This is a genomic window from Neobacillus sp. DZ-9 (assembly GCF_059587065.1).
Window position 1 is genome coordinate 173,940 of sequence record NZ_JCAIOL010000008.1, and the last position, 16,342, is coordinate 190,281.

The 16,342-nt window shown below is 40.1% G+C and carries 12 protein-coding genes; 1 reads left to right on the forward strand and 11 read right to left on the reverse strand.

What is annotated here, in order from left to right:
* The 5 genes from AC59HZ_RS21940 to nadE all read right to left on the reverse strand — a co-directional run.
* Positions 1-492 (reverse strand): amino acid ABC transporter ATP-binding protein (locus AC59HZ_RS21940; protein ID WP_496547891.1); only part of this gene is annotated, 492 nt, incomplete at its 3' end.
* Between the two features lie 15 nt (positions 493-507).
* A complete protein-coding gene (locus tag AC59HZ_RS21945; RefSeq protein WP_496547999.1) occupies positions 508-1,206 on the reverse strand; it encodes an amino acid ABC transporter permease in 699 nt (232 codons plus the stop codon).
* The gene (locus AC59HZ_RS21950; protein ID WP_496547892.1) at positions 1,193-2,020 is read right to left on the reverse strand and encodes an amino acid ABC transporter substrate-binding protein; all 828 of its coding nucleotides are present in this window, start codon (positions 2,018-2,020) and stop codon (positions 1,193-1,195) included. Before AC59HZ_RS21950 ends, AC59HZ_RS21945 begins: the two co-directional genes overlap by 14 nt.
* A gap of 169 nt (positions 2,021-2,189) precedes the next feature.
* On the reverse strand, positions 2,190-3,614 hold the full coding sequence (locus tag AC59HZ_RS21955; protein ID WP_496547893.1) for an amino acid permease: 1,425 nt from the start codon (positions 3,612-3,614) through the stop codon (positions 2,190-2,192).
* A 374-nt stretch (positions 3,615-3,988) separates the two neighbouring features.
* Positions 3,989-4,810: an NAD(+) synthase gene (nadE, locus tag AC59HZ_RS21960; protein WP_496547894.1), complete on the reverse strand. Its 822-nt coding sequence runs from the start codon at positions 4,808-4,810 to the stop codon at positions 3,989-3,991.
* A 142-nt stretch (positions 4,811-4,952) separates the two neighbouring features.
* On the opposite strand from nadE, the gene AC59HZ_RS21965 reads away from it, so the two are divergent.
* Positions 4,953-5,465 (forward strand): acyl-CoA thioesterase, encoded by a 513-nt coding sequence (locus AC59HZ_RS21965; RefSeq protein WP_496547895.1) that lies wholly within the window; start codon positions 4,953-4,955, stop codon positions 5,463-5,465.
* A 97-nt stretch (positions 5,466-5,562) separates the two neighbouring features.
* Here AC59HZ_RS21965 and AC59HZ_RS21970 read toward each other — a convergent pair whose 3' ends face one another.
* The 6 genes from AC59HZ_RS21970 to AC59HZ_RS21995 all read right to left on the reverse strand — a co-directional run bounded on the left by AC59HZ_RS21970 (position 5,563) and on the right by AC59HZ_RS21995 (position 16,030).
* A complete protein-coding gene (locus AC59HZ_RS21970) occupies positions 5,563-6,537 on the reverse strand; it encodes a cation diffusion facilitator family transporter (RefSeq protein ID WP_496547896.1) in 975 nt (324 codons plus the stop codon).
* A 141-nt stretch (positions 6,538-6,678) separates the two neighbouring features.
* The gene (locus AC59HZ_RS21975) at positions 6,679-7,563 is read right to left on the reverse strand and encodes an aminoglycoside phosphotransferase family protein (RefSeq protein WP_496548000.1); all 885 of its coding nucleotides are present in this window, start codon (positions 7,561-7,563) and stop codon (positions 6,679-6,681) included.
* Between the two features lie 50 nt (positions 7,564-7,613).
* Complete coding sequence (locus tag AC59HZ_RS21980) at positions 7,614-8,582, reverse strand: LacI family DNA-binding transcriptional regulator (protein WP_496547897.1); 969 nt, start codon at positions 8,580-8,582, stop codon at positions 7,614-7,616.
* A gap of 70 nt (positions 8,583-8,652) precedes the next feature.
* Entirely contained in the window at positions 8,653-10,272 is a 1,620-nt protein-coding gene (locus tag AC59HZ_RS21985) for a glycoside hydrolase family 13 protein (RefSeq protein WP_496547898.1), read from the reverse strand.
* A 57-nt stretch (positions 10,273-10,329) separates the two neighbouring features.
* Positions 10,330-13,677 (reverse strand): GH36-type glycosyl hydrolase domain-containing protein, encoded by a 3,348-nt coding sequence (locus tag AC59HZ_RS21990; RefSeq protein ID WP_496547899.1) that lies wholly within the window; start codon positions 13,675-13,677, stop codon positions 10,330-10,332.
* Between the two features lie 178 nt (positions 13,678-13,855).
* Positions 13,856-16,030 carry a glycoside hydrolase family 3 N-terminal domain-containing protein gene (locus tag AC59HZ_RS21995; protein WP_496547900.1) on the reverse strand — a complete coding sequence of 725 codons (2,175 nt, stop codon included), beginning with the start codon at positions 16,028-16,030 and terminating at the stop codon, positions 13,856-13,858.
* Positions 16,031-16,342: the final 312 nt, after the last annotated feature.

Genomic DNA, 16,342 nt, shown 5'->3' on the forward strand with positions numbered 1-16,342 from the left:
AAATAGCATGACCTTTGGTTCCATTGCTAATGCCCTGGCAATGCCGACACGCTGCTGCTGTCCGCCGGAAAGCTGCGCTGGGTAATAGTCAATTTTATCACCAAGACCGACTTTTTCGAGCAGAGACTGTGCTTTTTTTCGAGCGGCCTCTTTTCTCTCCCCTTTTACGATCACCGGTCCTTCCATGACATTCTCAAGAGCGGTTTTATGAGGAAACAGATTGTAATTTTGAAAAACCATTCCAGTCAAGCGGCGGAACGAGGCAATATTTTTTTTCGAAACGGCCTTTGAAAAATCAAGTTGCTGGCCTTCAATGGAAATGACACCCTTTGTAGGTGTTTCCAACACATTGAGGCAGCGAAGCATGGTTGTCTTACCAGATCCGGAAGGTCCAATGACTACGACCACTTTTCCTTTTTCAACATTGAGATCAATTCCCTTTAAGACTTCCAATTGCCCGAATTGCTTGTATAAACCATTAATTGAAATCATGATAAAACTCCCTCATTAAGACACATAACGGTCCATTCTTTTTTCCAAAAATCCTTGAATAATGGAAAGAAAAAAGCAAATGACCCAATAGATGAGTGCGGCTTCGGAATAGACCAATAAGAATTCATAGTTGGCTGCCGTAATTTCCTGGGCACGCCGAAACATCTCTGTTACAAGTACAATCGACGCGAGCGAGGTATCTTTAACAAGACTTATAAACGAATTTGATAATGGCGGAATGGATACCTTTGACGCTTGCGGCAAGATGATTCTTTTTAAAGCCTGTGTATAGGTCATCCCAATTGAGTAGCCGGCTTCCCATTGTCCCTTCGGAATGGAAAGAATTGCAGCTCGAATAATTTCCGATGCATATGCACCCACACTTAAGGAAAAACCAATTACGGCAGAAATAAACGGATCAAGAATAATTCCGATATTCGGAAGCCCATAAAAAATAATAAATAATTGGACCAATAAAGGTGTTCCTCGGATAGCGGAAACATACACTCTTGCAATGATTTGAAAAATTTTAACAGAAGATATTCGGGCCAATGCTGTTAAAATGGCTAAAATGATACCGACGATAAACGAGATAATCGTTAAAGGAATGGTATTCATAATAGCACCCTCCAGCAACGGCTGGAGGGAGTTTTTTGCAATCTCAATTAATTTAGCAGTTCTTTCAGGATCAGCAAAAATACTATTTAAGTACATCTTCACCAAACCATTTCTCAGAGATTTTTTTGTAGGTACCGTCATCAATCATGTCTTTTAACGCTTTGTTCACTGCTTCCACTAGAGTATTGCTATTTTTTCTAAACATAAAGCCACTTTGTGATGCGTCTTCTGCAGTTGCGACAACCTTTATTGGTGCATCTGGTTTATGCTTCATATAGTCTAAATAGGCAATATTATCATTGATTGTAACATCGACACGCTTTTGCCCTAAAAGCTCGACAGACTGTTGGAAGCCCTCAACTCCGACAAGGGTAGCGCCATTCTTTTTCGCCATATCACCGTAATTGCTTGTAAGCGATTGAGCGGCTTTTAATCCTTTAATATCCTCGAATGCTTTTACTTTATCGTTATCCTTCGATGTAATTAAGACAGCTTTTGAAGTGATATACCCATTGGAGAAATCATACTTTTCCTGACGGTCTGGGCGAATTCCAACCTGGTTGGCAATCATATCAAAACGTTTTGCATCAAGACCAGCAAACATTCCATCCCATTGTGTTTCCTTAAATTCAGCCTTTACGCCAAGACGTTTAGCAACTTCTTCAGCAAGTTCAACGTCAAAGCCAGTTAATTTACCACTTTCATCATGGTACGTGAATGGTGCATATGTACCTTCCGTACCGATTAAGATCTTGCCATCATCTTTTACCTTCTTTAATAAATCTTCGCCAGCAGTTTCTTTTGTTTCTGTTTTCTTGTTCTTATCAGCGGCATTATTAGTTCCGCAAGCTGACAAAATAAACATAAAGCTAAGTAAGAGTGCAAAAAGGACAGATAATTTTTTCTTCATGAAATAAAACCCCCTAATTCTGATTGTTTTGCTAGGATTTATTAATAATAATACATGCCTAAATTTCTGTCAAAGAAAAAAATGTGATAATTGTCGAATTTATTTTACCCTGGGGAAGAAAAAACATGTAAAAATACCTACCAGAGATTCTCTGGTAGGCTATCAGGTACTATGCCGCTTTTGATACAACCTTTTTAACAGCTCGTTTCTTTTTCATAAGTGGTCCATAAAACAAGATTCCGCTTGCTAACAAGAGCATTCCAAACGTAAAGGTTTTAAGGTCGGCAGTACCAGCAATAATAACCCAAATTGAGTAAACTGTTGAAAGAAAGGCGATCATTCCATCGGTCACTCTTGCTTTGTTTCCTTCGTATGTTTCGCCTGTAATAACCAGCTTCAGCTGATAAACAGATGAGATGAAGTATGGTACTAAATAGGATAATGTTGCAATGACAATGACAAAGTCAAAAGCACCAGAGATCGATTTTGAAATCGTTGAGAAAATAAATAGCTGTCCTAACCCATTGGTAATCAGAAGCGAAAATAATGGCAAGCCCTTTCTATTTTCTTTTAAGAAAGCAGGAAGAAATAATCCTTGCTTTGCCGCTTGGTATGGCACTTCTGCACTCAGCATTACCCAGCCGATGGTTGAACCAAATAGGCTGATTAAGCCAATTCCCGCTAACACTTTGCCGCCAATTGGTCCTAAGATTGTTTGAATCGCATCAATCAATGGTTTGTCAGAGTGGATTAGGGTGTTTTGATCTAACATACCCATTACCAGTGTACTGATTCCCATATAAATGGCTAAGGCAATGAATAAGCCTAAGATTGTAGCACGCTTGACATCCGTTTGCTTTTTCGCACGTGAGGCAAAAACAACTGCCGATTCTACTCCGATGAATGCCCATAATGTGTTTACTGCTGCGTTGTTTACCTGCGATAGTAACCCTAGGGCATGTCCAGCTTCATCCATTCTTGTTGCCATCATTGGCAGCATATTGCTTTTTTCGAAGGCAAACAGACCAACAATGATAAAGACGAAAAAGCCGGCGACTTTTGCAGCAGTTGCTGCGAAGTTTAATTTCCCCGCGCTTTCCATGCCGCGTAAAATAATGAAGTGTGTTCCCCATAACAGGATGGTACAAACGATAAAAGTTAATCCATTACCTACTTTCAAGGTGAAACTGCCGATGGAAAACCATTTTGCTCCGCTTGTAAGAATCGGGAAAAACGTTGATAAATAGCCGGCAAACGTTGTGATGATGGCTACGTTTCCTGCAAGGTTCCCAATCCAATAGCCCCATGAAGACATAAAGCCGGAAAGGGTTGATGCATTAGAACCTGGCTTAAAAAGCTCTTTTGCATATATTTGCGGGCCGCCGTTTAGGTTCGGCTTGCGAACCGCCAGATTTCCAAAAACGAGGGCTGTCATTAGAACCCCAAAACCTGTTAATAACCATGCTGAAATAACACCAGCAGGACTTGCTGCCTCTGATAAAGATCTTGGCAGCATAAAAATTCCCGAACCAACCATATTTCCAACGACAAGCGCCGTCAAAACCCAAAAACCAAGTTTATTTGATTTACCCATGGTGTGAACTCCTCTCGATGTTGACTACTTTTATTTTAGTAAAATAATTTTTCGATTTATTATGTTACTAGAATAAGCCCGTCTACATTCTATGTCAATGGAAAATTTTATTGTGATAAAGCATTAGAGAACTAAAATAATTTTCAAAAAATGATATTTGAAACATGGGTGTTGATTTGCACTCCAGGCGCGAGCGGTTCGCGGGCGGCTCGGGGAGCCTCCTCGGCGCATTAGCGCCTGCAGGGTCTCCCCTGCCCCGTGCTCCCGTAGGAGTCTCGCGCCTTCCACTCCAATCAACATACTTCAAAATTTAAAAATTCCTTTTATACTGCCTAAAAAAAGAGACTGCCGACTTGGCAATCTCTCTTTATGCTTTATTTCCACCAATCATCAAACATACTAACTGGCGGTCTCCGCTTATGTTCTGTCATCAGGTAACGCTTTTCGACTTTGTCCGCCACTTCTGGGGATACCGGCTTTCCTTCAAGGTAATCATCCAGCTCATCGTATGAAATACCAAGTTCTGTTTCATCTGCCTGTCCGGGTTTATAGTCAAGGAGGTCCGCTGTTGGAACCTTTAAATACAACCGTTCATCAGCCCCAAGCTCTTTAAGCAGAGCCTTACCCTGCCGTTTTGTTAATCCCGTCAGCGGAAGAATATCAGTCCCGCCATCGCCATACTTTGTAAAGAATCCCGTAACGGCTTCGGCTGCATGGTCTGTCCCGATGACTAGCATCCCTTCCATTCCGCCAATGGCATACTGTGCAATCATCCTCATGCGCGCCTTAATATTTCCTTTTTGATAATCACTTAAAGCTTCCCCTTCATAATTGGTATTATATTCGTTCTGTACTTCATCCACAGAGGATTTGATATTAAATACCGTCTCGTGGTCCGCTTCAATAAAGTCTAAGGAACGTCTTGCATCTTCCTCATCCTGCTGAACTCCATATGGAAGGCGAATGGCAATGAAGAAAGCCTCGGTTCCTTCGTTCCTCAGTTCTTCCACTGCTAGCTGTGCCAGACGTCCTGCAAGGGTGGAATCCTGTCCGCCGCTAATTCCCAGCACATATCCCTTCGCTTTTGTTTTTCGCAAATAGTTTTTTAAGAAATCGATTCGCTTTCGAATTTCTTCCTTTGGTTGAATGAGTGAAGTAACATTTAGTTCCTTCATGATTTGTGATTGGATACTCATCCTCGGGTCCCCCTTAGCTAACCTTTGATATATGTAATGTACCACAATTGCACCTTTTTCACTAAAATCTAAAGCAATATAAGTGGAAAATTTTATCGGTTTATGGGTAAAGTAATTTTAGGAATGTATGGGAGGGATTTAGATGGAAGCAAAGACGTGCAATGAATCGAGAGTGGTAAGAACGAGCAGGATATTCCCGAATGATGTTAATAACCATAATACCTTATTTGGCGGGAAGCTGATGAGTGATGTCGATATGCTGGCATCCATTACGGCTACCAGGCATTCACGGAAGGAATGTGTCACTGCTTCAACGGACTCCGTAGATTTTTTAAGCCCAATCACCCCGCAGGACTCCGTTTGTTTTGAATCCTTTGTTACGTGGACCGGCACCTCATCAATGGAGGTTTTTGTAAAAATTACAGCTGAAAACTTATTAACTGGAGATAGAAAAATTGCTGCCACTGCCTTTTTAACATTTGTGGCTCTAGATGACGATGGGAAACCATCAGCGGTCCCAGGTATTATTCCTGAAACCCAAGAGGAAAAAAAGCTTTTTGAAACGGGAAAAGAACGGGCCGAAGAGCGGAAAAAGCATCGCAAAAACAGCAAGGAGCTCGCTAGTTACTTTACAACCAGTAAACCGTGGGAATAACAAAAGGTTCGCCGCGATGGCGAACCTTTTTACAGTTTCTGAATAGATTCCCTATACCTGATTGGATTTATTGAAATTCAAAAAATGAACTTAATTCTTATTCGGTTGTCGGTTCGCTGCGATTTTTCCAACTCATAATTCCATCTTCTTCATCAATCTCTATTGTTACATCGACAACGCCTTTTTCCGCCATGATTTTTTCTTCTAAGCGATCTTTTATATCATCAGCGGCTGCCACCGTTAATTTAGGGTCAACCTCGATTTCCAATTCAACATGCAAATCTTCCCCTTCTTTAATGACGGTAAGCCCTTGAATATCCTTCACATCGGGATCTGCCATGACTAGTTCCCCAATTTTGTTCTCCATTTCTTCATCAGCCTGGCCAATTACACCTGCCGCATTATCTAAAAAGACTTTGCCAACAACGAAGAACATCATCACTCCAATAATCATCGAGGCTAAACCTTCAGCGCGATGGAAGGTCGTGAAATGAGCAATTAGCACTGCGATAATGGCTAACAAACCGCCCAATGTAGCAACTAGGTCTTCCATAAAAACAAGCTTTGTTGCTGGCTTCGCACGGCCCAAATTGGCAAAACTTTTAACAAATACGCTCGCTCCGGTTGCTTCTACCTCAATTTCATGCAATATTTCTTTCATCGCTTTAAACAGGACAAAGGTTTCAAGCAGGGTAGCGACCGCAAGTACGAGTAAATTAATGATGAAACCGCCGGATTCCGTTGGATGGACAACATGGTGATAACCTTCGACTATCGTTTCAAACGCCATAATACCAACGATTAACACGGCACCTAGGAGAACGAGGTTCACCAAACGGCCAAATCCATTAGGATATTTTTCAGTAGGGGCCTTTTTACTTAAGGCCGAACCCACAAATACAAAGAATTGGTTAGCAGCATCACCAAGGCTGTGCATCGTTTCAGCGAACATCGCGACATTGCCTGTGTACATGTAGGCTACACCCTTTATGATCGAAATGATCGTATTAATAATCGCAGCGAGCATCGCCGATTTATTTCCGCGCTTTAATAACTGAAAAATTTCTCCCATCGAATCCTCTTTTCTTTATTAAACTAATTGGTTGTTCTTAATATTTTCTAAAATGCAAGGATTCATGTTTGTATATTTTTTTAAAAATCAAAATAGAAGGTCCTTAATGAACCTTCCTTGGGTGTCGGAAAAACTATTTTCTCATCTTTGGATTTCATACTCATCTATTATTATTTTAATAAATCTAAATGACTCATCAGCTATTGTTTTGTTAGAATCTTTATTACCATCATAAGTAATTAAAGCTTTCCATAACGCCCAACCTCTTGCTCTGTTCCATGTTTCTTCATCCATTTTCAATGCTGTCTTGAAGATTTTTCTACTATTGTCATCAAAAAATGTCCATGCCATTGCTGCATCACAAGAAGGATCACCAATACCTAAAACACCGAAATCAATAATGGCACATAGTTTCCCATCTTTCACCAGGATATTTCCTGGTGCTACATCCCCATGAAGCCATACTGGTTCTTTATCCCAATTAGAATCTAATGACAACTCCCATATTTCTTTCAACAGATGTTCATTGAAAATATCTTTATTATTTTCGATCGCATTTTTAGACTGTTCATCGTAAACAGCTAAATCCCCACCCCTATAAAAATTATGAATACCCGCAAAAGGCCCTTCACTCGCGTCTATAGACTGTAACTCTACTAAAAATCCCCCTAAATCTTTAGCAAATTGATTCAAATCGGCTATATTTTCGCGGGTCAAAGTCTCGCCATCCACCCATTTGTAAATAGACCAAGGGTATGGATAATCCTTATTGGGTTTACCTTTAGCAAGTGGTTTAGAAATTGGCAAGGAAAGATGCTTAGAAATAAAAGGCAGCCATTTTTGCTCTTTCTCAACCTGGGGAACATACCATTCAGCACTTGGCAGCCTTACACTCATATTTTCACCTAAATGAAAAGTTCTGTTGTCGTGTCCGCCATTTTTAACTGGTTTTATTTCTAAATTGGACCATTCTGGAAATTGCTCTTTTATTAAATTTTGAACTAAATCTACATTAATATTAATCATATTCATTAATACCGCATTTCCCCATTGATGTTTAGCATTCACCAAAATTGTTAATTTATATGTTTAACGGATTCTCCTTCAATTAACGTCACATATATCCGTTCATTTTCCACGGTTTCATTGCCGATTAATTTTAACAATTGCTCAGCAGCCAACGAGCCCCATTTTCTTTCGGAATAATCAATCGTAGCAAGACGTGGATGGGTATAATGTGTTAATTCAATATTATCAAAACCGATGATATGGATATGCTCTCCGACCCGAAAATCTGTCTTAGAAATATAATTGTACATGCCAATTGCCATTTCATCGTTTAAACAAAAGACAGCCACTGGCTGCGTATATTCTTGAACGATTTGCTTGGCCGCACGTTCTCCTGAAGATTTATTGAAATCGCCTTCAATTTCTTTATATTCAATTCCACTATACCGTTCAACAGCTTGTCTTGCAGCCTGCAGGCGCTGGTTAGAATCATAGGAACAACTCGGACCTGTGACAACATATATTTTTTTATGCCCTTTTTCAATTATCGAATCTATCGCTAACGTTGCCCCTGACTTGTTATGGAGGAGTACTTGGTTAATATTAGCGTGTTCTATTTCTCTGTCCATAACAACCAATTTATGACCGCGATTGGCATACATTAATAACTCTTCGCTTGAAAAAGTTACATCTAAAATAATTGCACCATCAATCATTCGCTCAGGAAGAAAGCGATGCGACTGTTTCCCGCTGCAAACTATTAACTCATATCCTTGAATACTAAGAGATTCCTGCATTCCCTGTAAAAGCTGCCCATAAAACGCACCACTATAGTTGGTTAAAAATACACCAATGATTTTGGTCTCCTGCTTCTTCAATGACCGTGCTGCAGCATTGGGGATATAATTTAATTCTTTCGCTATGGCGTGAATTTTAGCAGAAGTTTCTTCTGTCACCTTTGGACTGCCATTTAAGGCATATGAAACGGTAGAAATGGAAACACCTGCCTTTTTAGCAATATCTTTAATACTTACCACGAAGCTCTCTCCTATCTTTTCGGTAGAATACTACTTTTATTATACCTTGTTCTATTCGTGAACTTTAATACTATCTTTTCATTTTCCAAACTATTGCTTCATAAGGTTTAAGTTTCCCGGGAATAAATGGCTCCCTATAATTATGAATCACTATTTCCTCTATAGTTAAGTCATCTAACCAACCACATTGAACGATTTTTTCTGAAAAGTTACAAATAATCATCCAGCATTCATTATTGTAATTCCTTTTATAGGCAAACACTTCTGGCTCAGTAGCTAACAATTGATAATCACCATAAACAACGATGCTAGTTTCTTTTCGCAGCCGAATTAATTGCTGGTAATAGCGAAAGATAGACCGTTCGGTTTGAATATCCTTCTCGGAGTTAATGTTTAAATAGTTAGGATTAAGCGAAATCCATGGTTCCCCTTTTGTAAAACCGGCATGAGACGTTCCATCCCATTGCATTGGTGTTCGGGCATTATCTCGGCCTTTTACATAAATGGATGTCATCACGTCATCATGAGAATATCCCTTTTCGATACGTTCCCTATACATTTGATGCGTTTCAATGTCATGATAAGCTGAAATTTCCGGGAAACTGACATTGGTCATGCCAATTTCTTCTCCTTGATATATATAAGGGGTGCCTCGCATAAGGTGAAGAAGAGTCGCAAGCATTGTAGCACTTTCATAGCGGTATGTTGAATCATTTCCCCATCTTGATACAATCCGGGGCTGGTCATGATTATTCCAAAATAAGCTATTCCAGCCTTGATTCCCTAACCCGACCTGCCAGTTTGTGAAGACTCGTTTCAGATCTTCCATATTTAACGGTTTAAGATCCCACTTTTGTTTTCCAGGCTGTTCATCAAGGGCAATATGTTCAAATGAGAAAATCATATTTAATTCATGTTGATCAGGCGCTGTATATAAAAGGGCTTGCATTAAATCAGCACTTCCTGTTTCGCCCACCGTGACAACTCCTGATCCCTGAAGTACTTCCTCGTTCATTTCTTTCAGGTATGGATGTAGCAGCGGTCCGTTTCCGATAATATTGTTATCAATATCTTTCCCTATTAAATCAATTACGTCAAAACGGAATCCTTTAATACCTTTTTCAATCCAAAATTTCATTACGTCGTAGATAGCCTGTCGAACCTTCGGGTAATGCCAGTTTAAATCAGGTTGCTTTTTACTAAACATATGCAAGTAATATTGTTTTGTTTGATTGCTATATTCCCATGCACTTCCTCCAAAAAAGGATTGAAGTTCACTTGGTTCCTGCTCGTTAAACCCATCCTTCCATACATAATACTGCCTGTATGGATTATCCTTATCCTTGCTCGCCTCAATAAACCAAGGATGTTCGTCGGAAGTATGGTTTGCTACAATATCCATCATAATTCCAATACCGCGTTTTCTTGCTGCAGCAATTAATTGCTCCATGTCACTCATTGAGCCATATTCAGGATTAATGGAATAATAGTCACTAATATCATATCCATTATCGTCATTTGGTGATGCATAGACCGGGCACAGCCAAATCATTTCCACACCTAAATCTTGAATATAATCAAGTCGTGAAATGATTCCCTTGAGGTCACCAATTCCGTCTCCGTTTGAGTCCTGAAAGCTGCGCGGGTAAATTTGATAAATAACAATATCATGCCACCATTCACGTTCCATGTTAATCCTCCTATTAATGAAAAAGGCAGCGGCCAAAGCTTGACCGCTGCCATTTATTTAAATAAAGATTTCAATGACATTTTCAGTACTTACCAAGCATTGTTCAAGCACGCTTTGATTAATAATAAACCCGCCTTGACGATAGCGATTTTTTAAAGCCTCTGCAGAAACCTCATGACCATTAACAAGGACACGTTTTTCTTGTTGTTCATTCAAGCGGTAAACAAACTTAACGTGCTTTTCCAAAATCATAAATTCAAATTCCAGACCGTCCAAATCCTTTGGCAGCACAGGATCCAGGACTAGATCACCGCTGGAGATACGGATTCCTAAACAGTTCGAAATCAATTGATTCATATAAATTCCCGGGCCACTTGAATAAATTCTCCAGCCGCCTTTAACCGGTACTTTTCCATGGCGCAGTTCATCAAACCGTTCCTGTGCTTCATAGCGTGTATTAAATTTTCCATCCGAACTGCTGAAGTAGGCGTTACTTTGCCTTAATTCAGCGTTTGGAACTACTTGTTGAATGCCAATCGGATTAATTACCTCCAGCCCTTTCCAAGCTTCATCACTTTTCCCCAGCTTTGCCATTGCTTCAACAAAGCGGATATGGGCGTGAACATATTGAAGACCTACTTCTCTGCCAAAATTGGAAGCCTGTTCTGCACGTTTAAAATGAGTGCTGACCCCTCCAGCGTAATTAGCAGGGCGGTCCATTAATCGTACCCCGTCTGGATGAAATAATTTTTCTTTAATTATTTGGTAATGGGACTCCGCATCCTCTGCAGATAAAAGTTCGGCAATCATACTCCGAGTCATTGGCAGCAGGCGATAGTTGATCCCAGTTTTTTCATCGCTCGGATGAAGCATCAGTTCTGCTTCACCAGGCTTTTCCATGTAAACAAAACCTGGAATAACATCCGTTTGCAGCATATAGCGATTAAAGTCCTTTTCGATGCCGGCTGCCAACTCGCGAAGCATCCCTGCCTCTTTTTCATCCAATTCCTCTAATTGCTTTGAAAGCTGATTGAATACTTGATAGGTTAGCGCCACTGTCCAGCTGCTTACCATGTATTGCTTTAAATTGGCATTGGCCGGCTGAAGGGTATCGTCCCAGTCGCCATCACCGTACGATGATAAAAATGTATCATGGAGAAAATGCTGTCTAATATATTCAATTTCTTTTTTTGCATGGTCAAAAATAGAATAGGTTTCTTCAGTAAATTCGAAGCTTCCTTTCTTCGTAAAAGGAACCTTTTCTTCGAGAATTGTGAAATCTTTTGTGATTGCTAAATAATCACTTAACACTTTTAGTGGCCAGACAATAATGTCACCATGGCTTTCTTCTTGCTGGATCCTATAATATTGGTCAAACATGAACCATTGCGGCCAGTTGCCGTCATCTTCATATTGATGCGAGAACACCGTTAATAAAATGTCTTTAACAATGTCATATTTTTGCGTCGCCAGGAAATACTCCGTTGGTCCTTGGCAAACATCCCGTGTTCCCCAGGCAGCCCCGCCGTATTGTTCGAGACCATGTGGAACTGAATAATGGACTAGCATGTTATGCGTATACCACCAGGCAAGATCATTAACTTTTTCAAGATGCTCTTGGGTTTTACCGTTTTGCTTTAACTGGAATCCGTTCATAACAGATTGGTAGAACGAACGATATTTTTCAATTTCTGTTATTGCATCATGATTGATAAATGGTATTTCTTCTCCGTGGAGCAGTCCTTGAATGGTCATAGTCCATTCTGCTGTCTTGCTAATATCAAAAAGAACCAAGGAAGCTGCACCAGGCTGAATCAGTTGTGAAAATTCACGTTCATCTTTGAGGTGAACATCAGCACCTGCGATTTTTATCCGATATTGCAGTTCAGGATAAATTTCTGAGCTGTCTGATTGAGTATTGGCACGAATTTGGATGATGTCCCCGCTTGTCTCTAATTGATATGGGGAATCGTACTCATTATTATTCATGGATACTTGGTTCGTCACCATATACCGGTACGATTTTCCACTGATTGAACGGACCTGTAATTGAAGCTCCGGAGTATCTACCATCGTAAAGTTAGTCACAATCAGCATGTCTTCTGCTGTTTTATAGAACCAGCGGGCATAGTTAAATCCAATTTCAAATAAAGACGGCATCGTCAGCAGGTGAAATACCCCATCGATTTCTACAAATATCCTCTGACCAGAGGTTTTCATAACATTTAATCCGTTACGGGCATTCGTCATCATTTTATTATTGGATGTATTCCCGACTACAAGCTGAGAGTTGAAAATACCATACATATAGGAAGTAGAAGTTAAAACATTTTCCTTCCTTTTGACATTATTACCTGTCATGACAATATGACCATGTGACCGTTCTACTCGCAGCTCTTTTTCTTTTAAAACAACGTGCTCATGGGTATCCGTAAAGAAAGAAAGCAGGGTATCGCCATCCCATTCTTCTTGATGTCGGTTTGGGAACCATTGATCAATTTCATTCTTTGACATCGAAACGGTTTGCATTGGTTTTCCAAAAGAAGAAGATAAAGAAACTTTTTCTACAAATTTAGATGTAGATGTTTGAATTTCTTGCTTCTGCAATTGCTCCCATGCTTCAGCTACTTCCGTTTCGAATTCTAGAGCTGTAACGGCAGCGGGATGACTTTCTTGAAAAATACCATAAAAGACAAAATGCGCTTCACCTGATAATTTCACCCGCTCTGATTGCAGCGCGGTATAGGCGAATTCAAATTGATATACTTCATTTTGGAGCTTTTCGTAAAACAAAGCCTCTGGTTCATTCGTTTCTTTGTAGGATAATCCGAAAAATTGATAGCCATCCGTTGAATAGCCAATCGCCTTGGTTAATGAACCCTGCTGCAAGTAGGGAAACAGCCCTCGCTGCGGCTGGTTTTGCCGGGAGCACACAATATACCCTTTTCGAGGGTGCTCAAACACTTGATGGTCAATATACTGAGCGGTGAACGCTTCGTTTGTGCGAATAGCCCCTTTTTCAGCTAAACCTAAATCCTGTCCATATATGATGTCGACTTCGGTGCCACTCCCGGTTACAGTTACATCCCAGAACCAAATACCTTTTTCATTCAGTGAAAAGACTACCTTATAATCAACACCACTATGTGTTCCTTCCCAAACTACTTTTGATTCTAAAAAACTTACCCGGCTTTCTGAGTTGATTCCAAGCAAAGGGATTACCTTTATCTCATTTCCCTGATGCAAACGTAAATAAAGATTATTTAATGCCCCATCAATCGGATTGGAAAGCCATTGATTGAGCATAAAAGATTTATAGCTTGCTTCATAAATATCGCCGCTATTTAAAAATGAAAAGGTGAAGTCTCCCGATTTTATATAAAATTTAGAATCTGTTGTTGTCATCGTTATCTCCTCACTTACTTCTTTACTAATGGCAATTTTCGCATAAATTGTTGTTTTTCGTATAAGTTTATTAACCCGTATAACTAGAAGAGTCGTGGCATCTTTTCGTAAGCACTTTTGCGAAAATTGCCTATAAACTTAGTAAATGAACCTTATTAGGTTCCAAAAGCAACAAAGTTTACGAAAAGAGCCTTACTAATTTAAAAGGTATTTCGATTCCATTTTGACTATCTGGACCAATATAGACCACAAAACTACCGTTATCACTAGTAAACTGTAAATCTGAATGATGATAGCGCAGCTGTTTTTCTGTAATGGTAAAAGTCAATTTTTTTGACTCCCCAGGCTCAAGGGTAATTTTTTGGAAGCCCTTTAATTCTTTCAACGGACGAACCACTTCACCAGCTACATCACGTACATATAACTGAACAATTTCTTCCCCTGGAATTTCACCCGTGTTAGCCACCTCTACAGATACCGTCAAAGGTTTTTCTTCCGTTAGAATCTCATCAGATACATCGACATCACTATAAGAAAAGGTTGTATAGCTCAAGCCAAATCCAAATGGAAGTAATGGCTCATTTGGTGTATCCAAATATTGTGAAACATACCGTTCTTGAGCATCAGGTGCATTTTGCGGGCGGCCTGTATTGAAATGGTTATAATAGACTGGAACCTGGCCCACAGAATAAGGAAACGACATCGTTAACTTTCCAGATGGGTTCACATCACCGAAAAGAATATCGGCTATGGCTGCTCCGCCTTCCGTACCTGGATACCATGCCTCTAAAACAGCCTCTGCTTGATCAATTACCCCATGTAAATCAAGTGGACGACCGTTAAATAAGACGGCGACCATCGGCTTTTGAAGTTTTTTAAGCTCTGAAATTAAGCGAAGCTGACTTTCCGGCAGGCGTATATCCGCTCGGCAGCCGGCTTCTCCGCTCATATCCGAATGTTCCCCAAGGGCAAGTAGAAGGATATCTGCCTTTTGAGCCGTTTCGACCGCATCGTTTATTTGATCCTCCGTGATGGTCTCAATACCGCAGCCCTCGGCAAAATATAAATGAGAGGATTGTGTTTTCCTGATAAGACCATCGTATAATTGGACAGCCTCTTCTTTAGAGCCCGCCCAAGACCAAGGACCTAAAATGTCACCGCTTTTTCCAAATGGTCCAATTAAGGCAATCTTTTGCTCTTTATTAAGCGGCAGCACACCTTCATTTTTCAATAGAACAGTTGATTTCGCTGCCAGTTCACGTGCTAGTTGGCGATGTGCGTCAGACATGACGATTTCCTGTTCCAGTCGTTCGTCGGTACCACGATAAGGGTTCTCAAATAGACCTAACTTGTCCTTTAATTTAAGGATACGGATAACAGCTTCATCTATTAGGGCTTCATCCACTTGTTTCTTTTCAACTAGATCCTTCAAGTTATGAACGTAACAGGCAGTCATCATTTCAATATCGACACCTGCTTGAATTGCTTTGTATGCTGCTTCCGCTTCATCCTCAGCAACACCATGAGGAATCATTTCTTTTACTGCGCCCCAATCCGAGATAAGGACTCCATCAAAATTCCATTCATCACGGAGCAAATCACGCATAAGCCATTTGTTTCCGCTCGCTGGAATGCCATCAACTGTATTAAATGCCGTCATGACCATCTCACAGCCTTCGTCAAGTGCTGCTTTATAGGCTGGTAAATAGGATTCACGCATTTGCCGTTCCGACATATTTACCGTATTGTAATCGCGTCCACCCTCTGGTGCGCCATAAGCGGCAAAATGCTTCACACATGCTGCGACACGAGATTGATCGTTCGTTAAGTCGTTCCCTTGAAATCCACGGACAAACGCCCGTGCAAATTCACTATTTAAATAAGGGTCCTCTCCAGTAGACTCCATTACCCTTCCCCACCGTGGGTCACGGACTAAGTCAACCATCGGTGCAAAGGTTACATGAACGCCTGCAGCAGATGCTTCTTTTGCCGCAATGGCAGCACTCTTTTCAGCTAATTCTGTATCCCATGAACATCCAATAGCTAATGGGACTGGAAATATTGTTTTATATCCATGAACTATATCAGCCATAAATAATAACGGAATTCCGAGGCGGTTATTCTTTAAATAAGAACTTTGAACACCAATCGCTTCCTTTGCTCCTGAAACTCCAAGAACAGAACCACTATTTTGAATCATATCATCGGTTATTCCCATATCTGCCATAGGACCAGTAATTTGCCCGCTATCTTTTGATCCTTCATAAAAGGGACCAGCTAACTGAATTAATTGAGCAATTTTTTCATCTAATGTCATTTGTTTAAGTAATGACTGTATGCGTTTTTCATTCATCTCAAATCCTCCATTAATTCGGATTTTTATATGGTACGCTTCAATCGAATCATTAAAATCGAAACGTTTCAATTGTTTTCTAACTGGATTATAAGCGCTTTCCTAATCATAGTCAACGAATTAATTGAAACGTTTCGATAAATATAAAATTTATTCTTTGAAAAAGAGCGTTTATTAACGTTTTTTTTGTTGGTTTGAATCTAAAAAAAAATTAAAATATGAAAAAATAGTTGAAAACGATTTCAGCTTATCATATAATTGCCCTATCGAAACGTTTCTCCTAAACGTGCACTTTCAAAAGTGTAATTTTTT